Genomic DNA, 12,943 nt, shown 5'->3' on the forward strand with positions numbered 1-12,943 from the left:
TTACGTTTTTCAGCGGAATATCGTTACGGGCTTTATCATCTGTGCTTGTGCTGCTTAAGCTAAGCCATGTGGCTTATAAAGCGTTTACTCTAATTAAGAGTTAGCGACTTTTACACGAATCGTGTTGCTGCCAAGCTTTGACATGTTCAGTTTGTTTAGTGCCGCTTTCGCTTCTTCGTGCTCTGGCATTTCAACAAATGCAAAGCCTTTAGATTCGCCAGTGTTTTGGTCTAAAACTAGGCTGCACTCTTTTACTGAGCCGAACTCAGAAAATAGAACACGGATGTCTTGCTCAGCAGTAGAGCGCGATAGGTTACGAACTAGAAGTTTCATAATAAACCTTGAATATGAATTTACGCCGAGCATTGTCGCACACTTTCATGCTCACCCTCACAAATAATTAGCTCGAATAGCTCTGTTTACCTGTTCGATGCTCTCATTAGCCGTTAACCGCGGTTTATCGTTATATCTGATACAAATCCATGCTCAGTGCTGGTTAACGCCTGTTGCAGCATCTGAGCAGCCTCTTGAGCTGTCATAAAGCTTGAAGTATCCATCGCTTTGCCGCTAGTTCCCCAAAACTCTGTCGCCATTCCGCCGGGATAAACCGCAACGATTTTCATCGGATGACCTTTGAGCTCTAACCTTACCGATTCGATAAAGCCTTTTACTGCCCATTTTGCTGCGCAGTAGGTGGACTCTTCTGCTTTCGCGCCTTGAGCCGCGGTCGACATCACGACTGCAATGGTGACGGGTTGATCTTTGTAACGCTGAACCAGCTCGCGAATCAGAAATATCGAGGACTCGATATTGTTTTTTAGCATGTCACTGATCGCCGCTGGATCTTGCTGTTCTATCTTACCGAAGTATCCACTGCCAGCGCTGTGAACCACCAGTTTTGGTGTTTCTGGCAATGCATCAAGCAGTTCGCTCACGGAGTGCGGGTCACATAGATCACAGGTTTGGCTAACGGTATCTGCTGGCAGGTTTTTCGCTAATTCAGCTAAACGTTGTGAGCTGCGGCCAGTGATCATTAAGCGCTGACGGCTGTTTGATGTGTTCGCATATTGCTTAGCTAAAGCTGCGCCTAAACCGCTGCTTGATCCGGTGATTAAAATCATGGGGACTCGGGATTGTTGAATTGAATCGAGATAGTAAGGCTTTGAAAGCTTGTTTTCTGAGATCTAAGACCAAGATGCTGAGGCTAATGACTAAGATTGCTCGATAGAATTGAGGTTTGAGAAAGTGAAGTAAGTAGGAAGGAAAAAAGAAGGAGTACTAAAAAGTAAAAACGCCGGCATAGGGCCAGCGCTTTTGAAAATCAGATTACTCGTCGTCGAACTGTTTGGTCGTGAATGAGTCTTCGATTCTGTTGAGCTCTTCTTGATCTTTCACTCGCTGTTCTTCTTGGCGAATGACTTTTGCTTCATTGAAGCGTTTCTTTTCCGACTTAGTCAGGAATTTTACAGCTTTCTTGTTGGTCAGTGCGTAAGCAACTACGTCTTCGCCTTTTTCTCTGCGGTCGTTTACACGTTGTGAGAAACGTTCATTGTCGCGAGCTTTACGCTCCGCTGAGGTCAACTTGCTCATGCTTTAAAGCCTTTTCAATTATTCATGGTAGGGGATCTACGCTTAGCGAAACCAATGGGGAAGTGCTCTGAATTGGTGGAACTGTGTATCACGTTCGCTCAACTGAGTTTAGCCCATTTGTATGCTGGTGGCGCATCTTAGCACAAAGGTTTGAGCATACAGGTATGCTATTCGAGGGATTAAACAGAACAACCCACAATTTTCTGTTGTGGGTTGAGATTACATTGTGGGCTGAGATTGTCTTTTGGGATCGAGGTTATTGCTGATGGAACTGCTAATCAGAAACGCCAGTTAATTAAAGTTTCTCGATATACAAAATCACTTCACCGACTTTAAAGCCGAACTTAGACATCTCGGTTTTGTTGAACAGGCGTTTGTCGTCCATCAAGAACATCCAATCATCAAGCACTACTTCATAAGTGCTACCGTCTACTTCGATTTCCAAATCGTATTTCCAGTAAAGCGCTGAACCTTGGGTCTCTCCATATGCCGCGCCCACGACATCGTTGGCGGTGCCTGTGTAGGTGTTGTCACCGGTTTTGATGAGGTTCCAAACGCGGGTTGAACGCTCGCCATCAGCAAAGGAAAACCACTCTTTGATTTCTCCGTTGTCTCCATCCCAAGTAGCGATGAGCTTGGCATCAAAGCGGCGCAGTAGGTTACCAGAGCGGTCAAGCACGATGCCGTAGGCCATCAATTCACCGTCAAAGAAGGTTTCCAGCTTTAGCTCTGGGGTCGTGTCTGCGTGGTTCTCTAAATTGGCAGAACCACAACCCGCCAGCCAAATGAGAGAGAGCAGTGCTAGAGCGAATTTTGTTATTTTTATTTTTGAATTCATTTATTCAAACCTAAAAGTTGTTTGCGTAGACCGGGCTCAGAGGTGTTTTCAGATAACCAAATCGCTAAGAAAGCGTCACCAAACTGCTTGTCTTGGATGATACCGATAGGCTGCTCATCGAAATAAAAACGACTCACGTTGTCTTCGGTTACGCGGATAGTGAGTGTGCTTCCTGCTTCTACGTTAGGCCACATCTCGTACAAAGGCTTCAACCAACGTTGGATATTGTTGTTGGAGTAACCAAGTTTGCTCCATTGATCTTGGGTAGCATCAACGAGGTCTTTGCTGTCAATCGCACGGTAATATTCAAGCTTTAAAGCGCGTTCAGAATTGGTTGGGGTCGCGTAGAATTCAGCTGAGTAGAGTGTCCAAAACAGGTAGCTCATCTCACCTTGGCCGCGTTTGCTTAGATTATCTACAGCGGAGGCCTTCGCATTTCCGGTGAACAGGAGTGCCACACAAATGAGGGTTAAGGTGACTAAGCTAAACAGTCGATTTATTGATTGCTCGCTTGTTTGAGTGCGAACGCGACTGTTATCGCTCTCAGATTTGAACGCTTGCGTAGGGTTGCGTGGAAAAGCCATAAGTCACCTCGTTGTTGCCATTTTGGGTTGTACTAAGTTGGAGTAAGCGGCCACCAGTAAGGGCAACAAAATCCCCCAACTTATTGCAAGGGCAGCGAGCACCGATGCATCTGGCCAAGTCGTAAGAAGGGCGCCTGCTTTGATGCCTCCCCAATAACTACTAGTACCTGCTACGAACCCTATGACAAACAAGATCACTTTTGAGCATTTTAAAAGCCAATTCAGGCTGTGATTGAAACTGATTAAGAACATGATCCACAGGCAAATGAGCCAAACTGGGAACCAAGATTGATTAGCAATTTCAGAGTCGACGGCAAAAATACCGAAATGGAGCATGAGGCTATCAAGCAATAGCCCCAATGGTAATAAGACGAGTATTTTCAAGTCGCTACTGCGAGTTGGAGAGAGAAGGAAGTGAACTACCACGATCAATGGCGTGACGAACGGGGCTTGCTCGGTAAAGAATGCGCTGCAAACCCAGGTCGCTTGAAACAGAACGAGATTAATAATCCAAAACCGTTTCATCTTTTGCTCCAAAGTAACGAGGTTTTCTTGCGACAAGGTGATGAGTACTGATCACGCGCTCTAGGAATGCCCCTTCGCAGTAACAGAAGTAGAAAACCCAAAGGCGTTTAAACTCTTCTGAATAACCTAATGATTCGAGCTCTTCCCAGCTGTTTTCAAAGGCGATGTTCCAGTCGTTGAGTGTTCGAGCGTAGTGAAGGCCAATGTCATCAATTTCTTGGACGACAAGGTCGGTGCTGGTGGCAAGATGTTGAGTCATCACGGCAATCGAAGGTAAACAACCACCGGGGAAGATGTACTTCTGAATAAAGTCGACGCCTTTACGGTATTTATCATAACGACTGTCGGCAATGGTAATCGCTTGAATCAGCATTTTTCCTGAAGGCTTCAACAGAGAAGAGCACTTTTCAAAGAAGGTTTGCAGATATTCATGTCCGACCGCTTCTATCATCTCGATAGACACCAACTTGTCATACTCACCAGAGAGGTTGCGATAATCCTCTTTCAGTAGGGTGATTTTGTCGGTTAAGCCGAGCGCTTTGACTCGCTGTTCTGCCAGCTCGTGCTGAGCATCTGAAATGGTCGTGGTCGTAACGTGGCAGCCGTAGTGCTGAGCAATAAATATCGCTAGTCCGCCCCAGCCAGTGCCTATCTCAACCACGTTATCTGATTCAGACAGTTCTAAACGCTCACAGATGGTTTTCATTTTGTTCTGTTGTGCTTTCGACAGGGTTAACGCATCTTCGCTGTAGATAGCGGAAGAGTATTGCATTGAACTGTCTAGGAAGCGTTCATACAGCTCGTTACCAATGTCGTAGTGGGCGAGGATATTACGTTTGGAGCCTTGCTCGGTGTTGGCGTTCTTACGGCGTAGCAGTAAATTTTTGATTCGTGAAATCCATTGCGTCTTGTCGTCAAGCTCGTCTAACTGTGCTTGATTTCGAGCCATGATTTGTATCACTTTGGTGAGATCTGGGCTGGTCCATTTTCCATCAATATAGGCCTCAGATGCACCAATACTGCCGCTCGTCACAACATCTCGATAGAAGCTCGCGTCATGAATAACGATTTGAGCGCTTAAGGTCGCTTCTCTGTCTCCGAACACCGAATGTTGGTCACGTTCAATCACTTCGAGTTTTGCGAATTGCAGACGTTCTAGAACCTTGAAAATCAGAGCTCGATATTTGCAGTTGCTTGAAACAGCAACGGCTTTAGCTTGTTGTTCTACGTTGTTGTTTTGTTTTGCAAGCTGTTCCATGGAAACCTCGCTGAGAAATTGTTTTAAATTTAGTTTTACTGGCTGAGGGTTAGAAGTGTTGGTCTCGTTAAGCCAACCCAAGCCTTCAATTAAGACATCTTTAAGGCGTTTTAGACGCTGAATCTGGATGCGCTACAAACGGTACTTTTTTCAGAAATAATTTGAGAGCCTGAAAATAGATACCCATTACAACCTTGATTGTCATTGCTGGGATCCGCAGTACCGTTTTCCTAATGTTTGCTTTTGTTACCGACTGCTTTGAGAGTGCTAGTGTGGCATCAAAAATCTTGTCGCTACGATGACTCTCGATGTGAACTAACGTCCGTTTCGTTGGTGGCTTTATTTTCCACAAGTAGTTCATGTCTAAATCCATGAACGGTGAAACGTGAAACTCTTTTTTTACTTTCAACTCTTTGTGCATGTCGATGAGATAATAGTGTCTTTCTCGCCAAGGCGTGTTGCTCACTTCGGCTAACATATAGCGACAATCACCAGTCTCGTCGTAACAGAAAAAACAGTTAATTGGGCTGAAATAAATTCCTAAACAACGGCACTGAGCCAGCATCGTCACACGGTTTGTTACAGACCAAACCCCACCAAGTTGTTGTACTTTGGATGCTATACGTTGCTTAAGTGATTTAGGTTCATCAGTCGTGACATTTTCTTTTTTTTCAGCGAGATAATCCGATTCGACAAAGCGAATCGGGTTGTACCACTGAGTACCGAATAAGCGACTGCGAGTGGTTGTTTGAGGGATTTCATCGAGATCTAATCCCATCATGTACAACTGGTAGCTAAATTCATGAGTAATATCGCCAAAGCGGCGGTGGCGTACGTTGCCCCAGTAAATGCCGCTGAGCTCTTCACTCTTTTCGGATGCGAGCCCCATGTCGGGTGTCATGGTGCGAGTGTTCATCGTACTGAGCTCGTGATCAAATCTAGGCCAAAGCGCTTGGTCACATCGAGTGCACTGTGGACACCGTCTTCATGGAAGCCGTTGTACCAGTACGCGCCTGCAAAGTGGGTGTTGTTTTTGCCGCAGATCTGCTCGCGCTTATGTTGGGCTTCTACCGTGTTCGAATTAAGTACCGGATGATGGTAAACAAAGCTACGAATGATTTTATCAGGCGCTATCACGTCACTTTGGTTTAGGGTTACACAGAAGGTGTCTTGGCTTTCAATGCCCTGCAGAATGTTCATGTTGTAAGTGACACAGGCAGGTCTTTGGCTGTTGCCATCAAGCATGTAGTTCCAGCTTGCCCACGCCAGTTTACGGTCGGGTAACAGGTTGGTATCCGTGTGTAGAACCACCTCATTTCGGCTGTAAGGGATCTCCCCTAGTACCTGTTGTTCTTGTTCAGTCGCGTCGCCCAGCAAACGTAGGGCTTGGTCTGAGTGACACGCAAATATTACCTCGTCGAAGTCTTGTGTGTTGCCATCTTCGAATTCAATGGTAACCCCTGACTGTTGGCGAGTGACTTGCTTAATCGAGGTGTTTAACGCGACCGGTTTATTCAAGCATGAAAGGATGATCTCGACGTAAGAACGCGAACCTTTCGGAATCACATACCATTGAGGACGATTGGCAATGTCTAACAGGCCGTGATTGTAGAAGAACTGGATAAAGAACTTGAGTTCGAATTCTTCCATCTCTTCTAAGCTTGTCGACCAAATAGCCGCACCCATCGGCAAGATGTAGTGCTGACTGAAAAAGTCGGAAAATTGATTCTCGCGCAGGAAGTTGCCAAGGGTAACATCCGGTGTGAATTGGTTGCTTTCGAACTGGGCTTTACACTGCTTATTGAACTTGAGGATGTCAGACACTAATGACCAGAATTGAGGCTTGAAAATATTCCTCCTCTGAGCGAATAACGAATTGATGCTGTGGCCGTTGTATTCAAACTTAGTCGTTGTGTTGTGAACGCTGAAGCTCATCTCCGTAGGTTGCCTTTCGACACCGAGTTGCTCAAGCAATTGGTTGAAGTTTGGGTAGGTTCTGTCGTTGAAAACGATGAAGCCAGTATCAATTGAAAACGCCTTGCCTCGGTGTTCAATATCAACCGTAGCAGTGTGCCCGCCGACGTAGTCATTTTTCTCGAATACCGTAACGTCGTGGTGCTTATCTAATACATGTGCGCAAGTCAGTCCAGAGATACCTGAACCTATAATGGCGATTTTTTTCATTGTTATACCATCCTTGAAGCGAATTTTTGCCAAACTGGAGTCGGTAGCATTCTTAGTAATTTCATTATTAATATGAATCGTCTCGGGAAATCGATCTCGCTCTTTCCTTGAGCAATACCATTTACGATTCGTTGAGTGGCAGCCTCGCTACTAATAATCATAGGCATAGCGAAGGAGTTTCGCTCGGTTAATGGTGTTTCAACAAAGCCTGGGTGCACAATTGAGACATGAATGTTGTGCTCGGCGAGATCAACTGAGAGTGTTCTACCTAAGTAGGTGAGAGCAGCCTTTGAAGCGCCATAAGCTTCGGCTCTTGGCAATGGTAGAAAGCTCGCGCTTGAACTGACCAAAACCAAGCGACCGCCGGGCTTGATGTTTTTTAGCCAAGCTTTAAGGGCGTAACCAATTGAAATTAGATTGATGTTGATGACGCGCTCAAACAATTCTGCGTCGAAATTAACAGGATCATCGATGTACTCACAATCACCCGCGTTCAAAATCAGTAGGTCGAGCGGCTTATCTTGGTCGAGTGCTGGGAAATTGTGATAATCGGTCAAATCAAAACAGAGTGGGTCAATTGACGAGTGCGATAGGTCTGTCTCGTGATAATCAACTAAGGCTTGCAGTTTGTCTTGATTACGGCCGCAAGCAATCACCTGATGCCCTTGTTGAGCATAATCTATAGCGAGTGATTGGCCGATACCTGAGGTCGCGCCTGTGATCATAATACGCATTATCGGCTCGCTCTTTTTTTGATGGATTTGATCGCGCAACCTAATACAGGGATGTGCTCGTACAGCATCGAACCCACATCCAGATAATCGCGATGATAAACCACTTGGTTGTCCAACATTTTAATATGACTATGCCCTTGAACTTCGATCGGCTTTTGTCCGTTGAGTTGTTTGTGAGCGAATTGCATTGTCCAATAAACGGATGCTTCATCTTTCACTTCAAAGGTGTGTTCGATGTGGAAGTAACAGCTAGTGACTTGTGTGTAGAGGTTCTCGAAGTAATGAGTTAACGCGACAATCCCACTGACATGATGCAGTGGGTCTTGGAATTCGATATCAGGGTGATAAACCGTCTTTAGCACGTCGAAATTGTCGGTTCCGAGTTCTCGATACATGTTGAGAAAGTTATCAAGCCATAGAGAGTTATCCATAATATTCACTCTAATTATTTGAAAAAGGCTAAGGCTCTCAATCGTGCTTCTTTGTGTTCAACGATGGGTTGCCAGTATTCGCTGTTAATTCCGTTTTTTGCAATGTAATCATGTGGAAAATGCACATGCTTGTCAGGAATATTTTGCAGCTCTGGTATGTACTTACGAATAAAAATTCCTTTCGGATCAAACTTTTCACTCTGGGTGATCGGATTGAAAATTCTAAAGTAGGGTTGAGCATCACAGCCAGTACTTGAAGCCCATTGCCAACCGCCATTATTCGCGCTGAAATCACCATCGATAAGGTGCGACATAAAGAAGCGTTCGCCCCAGCGCCAGTCAATCAGTAGGTGTTTGGTTAGGAAGCTTGCCACCACCATTCTGAGCCTGTTGTGCATCCAGCCTGTCTCAACCAATTGACGCATCGCTGCGTCAACTAATGGGTAGCCTGTCTTACCCTCACACCAAGCCTTAAAGCTCGGGTGATCGTGATACCAATCTAAGCCGTTGTATTTCTGCTGAAAGTTCGCACCTTTAACCAGTTTAGGATGGTGGAACATCAAATGCTTATAAAAATCTCGCCAAATCAATTCATTAAGCCAAGAAAAGGCTGGCAACTGAGTATCAAATAACAAGTCCGGCTGTTGTTGAATCAATTGAATCGCTAACCATCGTGGGCTCACAGCGCCAATGGTTAAGTAAGGGGAAAGGCCAGACGTGCCTTTTACCGATGGAATATCTCTAAGGCGAGAATAATCGTTAACTTTATTGGCTAAGAAATTGGGGATCACGCTCTCAAGGACGTCTTGGCTTAGTGGCCAACGCTCTGAATCGGTACGCGGAAAGTCGAAATCGTACTCGCCAGAAAAACCACTTAACGATTGTTTCAGTTGTGATGGATTCTGAAGCGAATCCGTTTCAGATGAATCTGCTTGCGCAGATCCTGCTTGTGCCGATCCTTTTGAATGCACAGGAGCGTGGCTACAAATGATGCCTTTCGCTTGCACTTCTTTTAACCATGCGTTTTTGAAAGGTGTGAAAACCTTGAACATCTCACCTTGTTTATTCAGCACGCTACCTAATGGCAGAATCGTATCGCAGTCGGTTATTTTCAGCTTTATACCAGTAGCGATTAAGCGTTTGTCTCTTAACTGCTCATCCACTTCCGGCTCTGAATTGGCATACACACATGTCGCATCGACCTGTTTGCACAAGTTGATGAGCTGAGTTGCTTGATCGTTAAAGTCTGTGGCTTTGAGGTGCAGCAGAGTGATACCGAATTCAGCGAGTTGTGACTCGAACTGTTTTAGGTGGCGATAAATGAAGTCCGCCTTTATCGGTGCAAGGTGATGTTGTTGCCATTGCTGCGGGGTTGAAATAAAAACGGCGATAGAGACGCCGTTTTCAACCGCAGAGACGAGCGCTGGGTTATCGTGAATCCTCAGGTCTCGTCTTATCCATAGAATGTCGCTCAATATCCGTATCTCAGCTTAAGTTCTTGTGGGTGCGGGTTTAGATAAACTTGTGATTGTAGGTACTCGTTTGGGTATTCCATCAGATAGTGGTTGATCAGCGTTAGTGGTACTAACAGAGGAACTAGCCCTTCTCTGAATGATGAAATCTGATTGGTGAGCTCTTGTTTGTGAGCGCTGCTCAGTTGTTTCTTAAAGTAACCTTGCAAGTGATGCAGAGTGTTGGCATGACTGCCGCGATTTGCATGATGCATTAGCGCCGTCATCAGACCTTCGATGTACTTTTCAGCCAACTCATCGATCTCTAAATCGTTACTCGCTAAAAGTTTGCCTAGGCTCTTGTAGCCTTCAATGTGGTGGCACATCACTAGATATTTGTGAGCGCTGTGAAATTGAATCAGCTTATGTTTGGTGACACCTTCATCAACAAGATCGAGCCACTTTTGATATGTGAAAACACGAGTCATAAAGTTTTCACGCAGAATTGGATCGTTGAGGCGACCATTCTCTTCTACTGGAAGGAGGGGATTGCCTTGCATTACTTGCTGAGTGAACAAGCCAACGCCTGTCGACTCCGAACCACGCCCGTGGTGGTGATAAACCTTTACTCGCTCCATGCCACAGGTTGGACTTTTTTGACACACAATGAACCCTGCGATGTGTTGGTTATTCTTTGAATAGTTTTGCCCAAACTCGATCAGTTCATCGGTGACATCGCCAGAACCATCAGGTCGAGAAACATGAATAATGTCGTCTAACATTCTTGTTTGACGGATTGTAGGACGAGGCGTTGGAAGTCCAACCCCCATCTCTGGACAAACTGGCTCAAGCTCTACGTAGTCTGCAAGATCGTCTGTGCAAAAACGAGAACGCTTATGGCCAGTATCGAACCGAACTTTATGACCGGCGACACATGCACTAATGCCTATTTTTATTTTTTTATCCATTGGTCAATTCCTTACGCTCATTGCTCGTTGTTATTCTTATATTGTGTGTTTTATTGCTTATTAAACATTACTTTAGTTCGGTTTTTACTTTTCTTTCTAGCCAACTCTATGAGTCTTGTGACGTATCCGGTAAATCTTTTAAAACTAATAAATGTATTTACCCAGTGGGTTGAACAATTGGCTCACCCCTTTGGTGAAGTACAAGGCATCGCTTGAAACAGTTAAACACACACAGCCTTCTTTGGTCGCAGGCTGATGAGTGTGTTCTCCATCTAACCAGATGAAGTCACCTTTGTTGTAGACGCCCATTTCATCTTCGAAGCTGCCTTCTAAAAGAAGCGTGATCTCGAAGCCTTTATGAGTGTGACAAGGCACCTGTCCGTCTTTATCTATATGTAGCAAGCTAGTGTGGTGTGATTCGTCATCAAAATCGAGACGTGCGCGAGAAATCTTGCCCAAGTTCAACCAGTCTTTTCTTACGACTGAATTAAGTGCGCGAGGGATCGTGAAGGTTGTGTTAGACACAGTCTCTTGTTGAGCTTCAACAACAACTTCGACAGCCTGGGACAAATCAGCTGTGATCTGGTCAATAGCATCAAAATCGAACTCCCCATCGTCAGAAAGGAACGCATCCATTTCGCTGTCAGACAGTTTTAGCCCTGCTGTGTCGTTTTCAAAGACTGAGTCAGCGGCTTGCGCTGTCAGCATGCTTACTTGTTTTTGGCAGTGTTCGCAAAGCTCTACATGGCTAGAAACAATCAGAGAAACCGAATCCGCTAGATTGCCATCGACAAAATCTTTCAAGATTGCCGCATTTGGGTGATGTTTAATCATGGTCTTGTTCCCCCATGTGAACTTTTAGTTTGGCGAGTGCGAGTCTTAGACGTGATTTAACAGTTCCAAGCGGGACATCGAGTTGTTGGGCGAGCTGCTCTTGCGATAACTCTTGGAAGTAGACACCTTTCACAATGGTTTTTTGAGCGAGAGGCAGCTTTTCAATTTGAGTCATTACATGACGGCTCATTAAATGATCGCCAAACTGAAGCTGATCACTTTGTGATTCGGCTACCATGGCGTCAATCGGCCAAATGTCGTCAGCGATGGTTTGCTCTGCTTTCGCTTTTACCTTTCTTAGCATGTCGAAGGCAGCGTTTCGCATCACGGTGTATACCCAAGTGGTCGCTGCGCCTTTCTCTTCGTTATAGAGATGCGCTTTCTTCCAAACGTTGGTCATCGTGTCTTGGACTAGTTCGTTGGCAGCGGCTTCACCACCCAACTTGCTGATGCCAAAACGCTTAATTTTGGGAGCAAAGAACTTAAACAAACACGTAAATGCTTGCTTGTCTCTGTCTGAACCAACCAAAATCAGCCAGCTTGAGAGCTCTGTAGGTACCTTACTTTCAGTAGGTAGTTTGTTGTCGGGGATAATGACATGCTCCTTGCCGTTCCCTGTTCTTCTGCTTTCCACTTGCATAGTAATTAACCATCATGCGAATTTGATAGACACTACGTGAAGAGTGAGAGTAGGGATCACTTTATTTTAAATTAATTTCTACTATACAAAATTATAGTGAATAAAAGTGCTTATTGCCCTGTAATGATTTGATTCAAAAAGGGAACTAAAGACGGAAAACTAGCGGGTTCTGTGAATTTGGTTTTCTTTTCCAATGGGATAGGCATCATTTCGAGGAGTCGAGCACAGATCCATTGAGGGCTTTCAAAGTCAGGAGTGGGGTAAAGTGCTCTGATTGAATCGTGTTCTCGAAACAACTCGACAAGAAACGCAGTCACCACGTTCGGCACCTTATAGCTGTGCTGTGGCCAGTGAGGTAAAGGGCGGAAATCACTTTTTATTAAATCATCTGTGTCGCGAAAGGACGAGTGAAGCTGCACCAACTGTTCGCCTTCAACGTCGATTTCCAAGATTTGATCATCGGACATATTGAAATCCACAATAGACACTTTTGTCCCCCAAGAACTCAGACGTTCGGAGTTGGTATTGTCCTGAGTCGCAATGATGAAGCCGTCTCCCTGTGCAGCATGAGCGACCATTTTCAAATACTTGGGTTCGAAAATACGCAGTCTTTGTCTGCCCCTTGGCAAAATGAATAACGGGAGAGGAAACACCGCAAGCTCTTGAGAAGTCTCTACGGGTGTTTCTGATTCGGTTTCTATCCGTGTGATCTTCTCAGCTGAATTCGGCACATAGCACTCCTTAGTTCATACATGATTGAGTCTGTACGGATTTGATTCGTACGTAATTCAGAGATGTATACGCGTGCTCGTTGAAGTTCGATCAATGTGGGGTGATGTATTGAACAGGAAGCTAGAGAGAGTGAGACATGGTTTTTTGTCGCGTTTATTCGCAATTTAATCGGTT

Annotated in this window: 16 protein-coding genes; all 16 read right to left on the bottom strand. The window is 45.1% G+C overall.

Features of this window, described 5'->3' with window-relative positions; genetic code table 11:
• Nucleotides 1-93: 93 nt before the first annotated feature.
• Nucleotides 94-333 carry an RNA recognition motif domain-containing protein gene (locus QWZ07_RS05775; RefSeq protein WP_009846076.1) on the bottom strand — a complete coding sequence of 80 codons (240 nt, stop codon included), beginning with the start codon at nucleotides 331-333 and terminating at the stop codon, nucleotides 94-96.
• 113 nt (nucleotides 334-446) lie between these two features.
• Nucleotides 447-1,121, bottom strand: coding sequence for an SDR family NAD(P)-dependent oxidoreductase (locus QWZ07_RS05780; RefSeq protein ID WP_192852377.1), 675 nt, complete (start codon nucleotides 1,119-1,121; stop codon nucleotides 447-449).
• Between the two features lie 205 nt (nucleotides 1,122-1,326).
• Nucleotides 1,327-1,590, bottom strand: a complete 264-nt coding sequence (locus QWZ07_RS05785; RefSeq protein WP_017098840.1) for a hypothetical protein — start codon at nucleotides 1,588-1,590, stop codon at nucleotides 1,327-1,329.
• A gap of 295 nt (nucleotides 1,591-1,885) precedes the next feature.
• Entirely contained in the window at nucleotides 1,886-2,428 is a 543-nt protein-coding gene (locus QWZ07_RS05790; protein ID WP_192852378.1) for a DUF3833 domain-containing protein, read from the bottom strand.
• On the bottom strand, nucleotides 2,425-3,012 hold the full coding sequence (locus QWZ07_RS05795; RefSeq protein WP_192852379.1) for a chalcone isomerase family protein: 588 nt from the start codon (nucleotides 3,010-3,012) through the stop codon (nucleotides 2,425-2,427). Before QWZ07_RS05795 ends, QWZ07_RS05790 begins: the two co-directional genes overlap by 4 nt.
• 3 nt (nucleotides 3,013-3,015) lie before the next feature.
• The gene (locus tag QWZ07_RS05800; RefSeq protein ID WP_192852380.1) at nucleotides 3,016-3,537 is read right to left on the bottom strand and encodes a DUF2878 domain-containing protein; all 522 of its coding nucleotides are present in this window, start codon (nucleotides 3,535-3,537) and stop codon (nucleotides 3,016-3,018) included.
• Complete coding sequence (locus QWZ07_RS05805) at nucleotides 3,515-4,795, bottom strand: SAM-dependent methyltransferase (protein WP_192852381.1); 1,281 nt, start codon at nucleotides 4,793-4,795, stop codon at nucleotides 3,515-3,517. The genes QWZ07_RS05800 and QWZ07_RS05805 overlap by 23 nt, the downstream gene beginning before the upstream one ends.
• A 100-nt stretch (nucleotides 4,796-4,895) precedes the next feature.
• Nucleotides 4,896-5,711 carry a DUF1365 domain-containing protein gene (locus tag QWZ07_RS05810; protein ID WP_192852382.1) on the bottom strand — a complete coding sequence of 272 codons (816 nt, stop codon included), beginning with the start codon at nucleotides 5,709-5,711 and terminating at the stop codon, nucleotides 4,896-4,898.
• Entirely contained in the window at nucleotides 5,708-6,979 is a 1,272-nt protein-coding gene (locus QWZ07_RS05815; RefSeq protein ID WP_192852383.1) for an NAD(P)/FAD-dependent oxidoreductase, read from the bottom strand. Before QWZ07_RS05815 ends, QWZ07_RS05810 begins: the two co-directional genes overlap by 4 nt.
• A gap of 2 nt (nucleotides 6,980-6,981) precedes the next feature.
• Nucleotides 6,982-7,713 carry an SDR family NAD(P)-dependent oxidoreductase gene (locus tag QWZ07_RS05820; protein WP_192852384.1) on the bottom strand — a complete coding sequence of 244 codons (732 nt, stop codon included), beginning with the start codon at nucleotides 7,711-7,713 and terminating at the stop codon, nucleotides 6,982-6,984.
• Nucleotides 7,713-8,144 (bottom strand): nuclear transport factor 2 family protein, encoded by a 432-nt coding sequence (locus QWZ07_RS05825; protein ID WP_017085002.1) that lies wholly within the window; start codon nucleotides 8,142-8,144, stop codon nucleotides 7,713-7,715. The genes QWZ07_RS05820 and QWZ07_RS05825 overlap by 1 nt, the downstream gene beginning before the upstream one ends.
• A 14-nt stretch (nucleotides 8,145-8,158) precedes the next feature.
• Nucleotides 8,159-9,619 carry a deoxyribodipyrimidine photo-lyase gene (gene phrB, locus QWZ07_RS05830; protein ID WP_192852385.1) on the bottom strand — a complete coding sequence of 487 codons (1,461 nt, stop codon included), beginning with the start codon at nucleotides 9,617-9,619 and terminating at the stop codon, nucleotides 8,159-8,161.
• Entirely contained in the window at nucleotides 9,616-10,563 is a 948-nt protein-coding gene (locus tag QWZ07_RS05835; protein ID WP_017106740.1) for a YbgA family protein, read from the bottom strand. Before QWZ07_RS05835 ends, phrB begins: the two co-directional genes overlap by 4 nt.
• Nucleotides 10,564-10,707: 144 nt before the next feature.
• The gene (locus QWZ07_RS05840) at nucleotides 10,708-11,397 is read right to left on the bottom strand and encodes a ChrR family anti-sigma-E factor (protein ID WP_192852386.1); all 690 of its coding nucleotides are present in this window, start codon (nucleotides 11,395-11,397) and stop codon (nucleotides 10,708-10,710) included.
• A complete protein-coding gene (locus QWZ07_RS05845) occupies nucleotides 11,390-12,037 on the bottom strand; it encodes a sigma-70 family RNA polymerase sigma factor (protein ID WP_009846090.1) in 648 nt (215 codons plus the stop codon). Before QWZ07_RS05845 ends, QWZ07_RS05840 begins: the two co-directional genes overlap by 8 nt.
• A 110-nt stretch (nucleotides 12,038-12,147) precedes the next feature.
• Entirely contained in the window at nucleotides 12,148-12,768 is a 621-nt protein-coding gene (locus QWZ07_RS05850) for an LON peptidase substrate-binding domain-containing protein (protein ID WP_017100713.1), read from the bottom strand.
• Nucleotides 12,769-12,943: the final 175 nt, after the last annotated feature.

The organism is Vibrio lentus (assembly GCF_030409755.1).
In the GTDB taxonomy this organism is placed as follows: Bacteria; Pseudomonadota; Gammaproteobacteria; order Enterobacterales; family Vibrionaceae; genus Vibrio; species Vibrio lentus.